This is a genomic window from Dietzia sp. DQ11-44 (assembly GCF_014145205.1).
GTDB lineage: Bacteria > Actinomycetota > Actinomycetes > Mycobacteriales > Mycobacteriaceae > Dietzia > Dietzia natronolimnaea.
On record NZ_JAALEC010000599.1, the window covers coordinates 1 to 4,699 of the forward strand.

Sequence of the window (4,699 nt, forward strand, 5' to 3'; positions counted from 1 at the left end):
TCCCCGCCACCGGCGACGTGATCCGCCCGCAGACCTCGGCGTTCAACCAGACGGTGAACCTCGACATCGAACCCGACCCCGGCACCGAGGAGCTCGTGCGCCAGGCCGGTGCCGCCGCCGCACCGGCGGCCCGCACCCCCCTGGGCTCCGCCACCGAGACGATCCCCCGGCGGATGGACGCCAACGGGGAGTCCCCCCTGGCGGACGTCATCGCCGACTGCCAGCTCCACGCCACGCGGGGCCGTGGCGCACAGCTCGCGCTGTCCAACCCGGACTCGCTGCGCACGGACCTGCCGCAGGGCCCCCTGGACTACGCGACCCTGCACACCGTGCAGCCCTACGGCGACCGCCTCTACCTGGTGACCGTGACCGGCGAGGAGCTCCAGGCGGCGTTCGACCACTTCGCCGACGACATCGGCGACAACGGCCCGGCGGTCTCGTCCAACGTGAGCTACACCGTGGATGCCCGTCGACCGGTCGGTGCCAGGGTCACCGAACTCCGCGTCGACGACGAACCGGTCGATCCGGCCCGCGAGTACACCGTCGTGGTCAACGAGTTCATCGCCTCACCGGAGTTCAACGGTTCGCCCCTCGCCGAGCGCGGGGATCGCCGTGAGGCCGGCCTCACGGACATCGACGCCCTGCTCCGGTACGTGGAGGACGAGGGCCCGCTGAGCGCCCCGGAGCCCGGACGGGTCCGGGTCGTCCGGTAGCGACCACCTCCCACACCGGGGGCCTCCTTAGTAATATCGCGTCGTGCATTCTAAGATGGATTTCATTACCCGATCCGGGCCCCCCACCGGACCGACGCGATCGGCTGACGCATCCAGCACAAGCCGGTCCACCCTCGACCTGAACTCTTCCTGAGAAAATGGGTGCCCATGCCACAGCGACGACGTTGGTCACCGCCGATGAGAGCCGCGCGGATCAGCATGGGTCTGACCACGGTCCTGGCGGTGGGGTCCGCATGTGTCTCCACCGGCGCGGCGCCGGTCGTGGTGACCGACCCGGGTGCCCCGGCGAGGCTCGACGAGGTGACCGTCCAGCGGTTCGAGTACCCCACGCACGACGCCCCGGATCCGGAGCAGAACTGGGCTGACCTCTACCTCCCGGCCGGGGAACAGCGGGTCGACTCGATCCCCCTGGCGGTCCTCATCCACGGCGGGGCGTGGCAGGACCAGATCGGGGCCGACTCCTTCGATCCGCTCGCCCGCAAGCTCGCCAGCCGCGGCATGGCCGTCTACAACATCGAATACCGACGCGTGGGGTCGGGCGGCGGATGGCCGACCACCTTCCACGACGTCGCGAGCGCACTGGACCATGTGGTCGAGGTGGACAAGAGGTTCCCGCAGATCACCACCGACGACGAGCTGGTGGTGGGACACAGCGCGGGAGCCCAACTCGCCGTGTGGGGCGGCACCCGACACCTGCTGGACGACGACGAGGTCGGCGCGAAGCCCGAGTTCCGCCCGACGCGGGTGGTCTCGATCGCCGGCCCCCTGGACATGGTCTACGCGGCCACCCACGGCGACGACAGGATCGTCACGGCGATGGGTGGCACCCCGTCGGAGGTCTCGGGGAGGTACGCGAAGGTCGACCCCATCCAGAACATCGACCCCGGCACACCGGTGGTCGCGATGCACGGGGCCCGCGATGTGACCGTGGCGCCCGAGAACTCCCAGCGGTACGTGGACGCGGTCACCCGGGCCGGCGGGAAGGCCAAGATGATCCTGTTCAACGACGAGGACCACGTCTCGCTCGTGTCCGGGGACTCCCGCGCCTACCCCCGGGTGCTCGAGATCATCCGCCACGTGTCGGCGGCGAACCTGCACGAGACGACCGCCTGACCGCGATCCCGCGGGCGGCGGACCGGCGGTCAGGCCCCCTGACAGTTGGAGGCGGGGGCGACGCCGGCGAACCGGTCGGTGAGGAACTGGGCTGTCTGCGCCTGGAATGGCACGAAGGCCTCGGAGTGGCCGAGGCGGTCGTACTGCGCGTAGGTGACGGCGACCCCGCGGGTGCAGTACTCGTGCGCCAGGCCTGCGACGTCCGCGGTCACCATGACCGAGTCGCCGATCCCGTCGACGTTGCCCACGGCGAGCAGCATCGGAACCCGTGGCGTGCCCGTCGTGCCCATCACGTTGTCCCCGATCGCACTCACCACCGCCGGGATGTCCAGAAGGGACGTGTACGGGGCGCGGACCATCTGGGCATCGGTGAGTCCGGGGTAGTCGGCGGCGAAGGCGTTGATGCACTGAGAGCTGACCGTCTCGACGAGCTGTCGGCCGTAGTCCGACAGGAAGCTGACCGTGTCCAGTCCGTACGCGCGCTGATAGGACACGACCAGCGCGGGGATGACCCCAGCCCACGAAGTGCTCCCGCTCACGTACGGGAGGTTGTGAGCCACGTTCACCGGGAGCCCTCCGGCGGCCGCGCCGACGATATTGAGTTCGGGCGCGTAGGTCGGCGCCATCTCGGCGCCCCACTGGGTGGGGACGGACCCGCCGGAGTATCCGACCAGTCCGACCGGGGTCGAGGCGGGTAGTCCGAGGTGGTCGATGGTCGCGCGGACCCCGTCCAGGGCGGCGTAGGCGGACTGGCGCCCGATCGTCCACTCCAGGTCGGGACCCTCGTAGTCGGGGACGACGACGGTGTAACCGGCCGCGAGGTACCCGGCGATCACCCCCTGTTCCGCGATCCCCGCCTGGCTGGGCGTTCCGTTCCCGGTCAGGGTGTAGGAGGGGTCGCATTCGGAGCCCAGGGCGTCGTAGGCCATGTGGTAGGAGATCAGCCTGGCGGGCCCCGGGACCAGCGGTCTGAGGATCGTCGCGACGGTGGCGCTCGGGCCGCCCGCCTGGTCGGTCGTCCGGTAGAGCACCTGGGTGCTGGTGAGCGGGGTGGCGCGTTCGAGCGAACCGTAGGACATCGATCTGCTCTCGATCACCGTCCCCGGCGCGAGATCGGCGATCGGCCCGTCGGGAGTGTAGAACGGGTCGGCGGACGGGAGCGGCACGGGCGGCGGGGCGGCGGACTGAGCCGCCGCGGATCCCACCCCGGCGACGAGACCCGCGCAGAACAACAGCAGGAGGGCGAGGGCGCACGCGGCACCCCGACGCGTCTGACGGATGGCGGTCCTGGTCCCGGTCATGGCGCACTCCCGGCGTCTCGTCGCGCTCGACGGATGGTGCGGTGGGGACCGGGTCGCCGGTCGACAGCGGTGGACGGACCCGCACGCTCACTACGATGCTGTCGCAGATCATCCCAGCAGCACACGCGGTTTGTAAACAGGTCGTTATGCGCCCGGTCCGCATCGTCGCGATCACCGGCGTGACCCCGATGCGTGTCCGCACTCAGCAGTCGAGCTCGTTGAGCAGATCGACCGCCGCGCGCGTAGTCGCCGATCCACCGGTCGTGGATACGCTTGATCGGCAGCGGCGCGAGCGACAGGTGTCGCTCGCGACCGGTCCTGCTTCCCGTCACCAGGTCAGGGCCCGCTAGAGCACACGGGCACCGGTTCACCAGCAGTGTCGCGGCGAACTTCACCGCCAGAGGCCTATGACCCTGGATCGAGTTCTGGTGTCTGGGCGGGTGACCGCAGGTCGCGCCGGCAGTATGCCGCGAGCGCGCTACCCCCGGTTGGCCGTCATCACCACCTCGGCCGGGTTGGGGACGACTCCGACGTCGGGAACCAACTTGGCCTGGCGCGTACCGGGTACCGCGCGCGGTTGCGCGCCAGCAGTTACATCTGAAAAGGATCAGCGCTGGTCAGCACGCTGAAGGGCCCGGGCGGGCAGCTACCCACTAAAGGGATGACGCCCGCTTCGCCCAAAACGGCACGTACTGCATGTGCCGCCTGCCAGCGTCGGGGTCATGGGGAGCGATGACCCCGGCATCTAGCGCATCACGGATGTACGAAGACGCAGTTGAGGACTCCCTGTCCCCAAGGCCGAAGCGCTCACGAACTGACGAGTTGACCGCTCGTTCACCGCTCACGTATCTCAGGCAGGCGTGAAGGTAGACGGCGCGCACCCGTTCCTCGCGGTCCATCGACCGTGGGTCCTTATGGGCGTAGAGAACGACTGTCGTGTGGTTCTCATCGACCCGGATCAAAGGCGCTGGCAACTGATGAAACTCAATCTCGGCTGCGATCCGATCCCAGCCACTGCCTCGTTCCTCACAAATATGGCACCGTCGCATCATCGATGCGAGCTTCTCATTTCTCGACCTCGGCGCGGCATCGACGAAACGAGCGGGGTCAATAAGGGGCGTTCCAGGATTCGTTATTTCCAGACGATCATCGTAAAGTTCAATCATCGGGCCGGCACCGCCGATAGAGAAGTCCTGATGAACCAACGCATTGGCAACGAGCTCACGTATCACAGTAGGAGGAAACATGCTCACTTCGGTGCGCAACGCTTTTCCAATTACTTCGTTCGCTGGCAATAGGCTATCAATATACGAAACCAGACCTTCGAAACCGCACGCGTACCCCCGTGCCCCCAGTTGTTCGCGTTCGGCAGTCAGTTTATTCTTGCCGCGGTACTTCACAACCCGAGCCGCCTTACGCTCAAGAGTCGGGTAATCAGTCAGCGCATTCGAGAAAAGCAGAGCTCCGAGGTTGGTGACGGCATACCGCCCCGTGGGTTCTTGCTCGAGGATCTTACTACCCACCAGACCTGACTTCCACAAGTTGACGCTG

At 67.7% G+C, this 4,699-nt stretch carries 5 protein-coding genes; 3 read left to right on the plus strand and 2 right to left on the minus strand.

The window, feature by feature from the left end:
• Together G6018_RS14000 and G6018_RS14005 are read left to right on the plus strand one after the other, a co-directional pair.
• Positions 1-713: 5'-nucleotidase (locus G6018_RS14000; protein ID WP_182639938.1), on the plus strand; the 713-nt coding region annotated here is incomplete at its 5' end.
• 219 nt (positions 714-932) lie between these two features.
• Positions 933-1,847 carry a prolyl oligopeptidase family serine peptidase gene (locus G6018_RS14005; protein ID WP_182639939.1) on the plus strand — a complete coding sequence of 305 codons (915 nt, stop codon included), beginning with the start codon at positions 933-935 and terminating at the stop codon, positions 1,845-1,847.
• A gap of 29 nt (positions 1,848-1,876) precedes the next feature.
• Here the strand turns inward: G6018_RS14005 and G6018_RS14010 are convergent, their stop codons facing one another.
• Entirely contained in the window at positions 1,877-3,148 is a 1,272-nt protein-coding gene (locus tag G6018_RS14010) for a lipase family protein (protein WP_182639940.1), read from the minus strand.
• A gap of 95 nt (positions 3,149-3,243) precedes the next feature.
• On the opposite strand from G6018_RS14010, the gene G6018_RS14015 reads away from it, so the two are divergent.
• Positions 3,244-3,498, plus strand: a complete 255-nt coding sequence (locus G6018_RS14015) for a hypothetical protein (RefSeq protein WP_182639941.1) — start codon at positions 3,244-3,246, stop codon at positions 3,496-3,498.
• Positions 3,499-3,801: 303 nt separating this feature from the next.
• Here G6018_RS14015 and G6018_RS14020 read toward each other — a convergent pair.
• Positions 3,802-4,699 (minus strand): ATP-binding protein (locus tag G6018_RS14020; protein WP_277817782.1); only part of this gene is annotated, 898 nt, incomplete at its 5' end.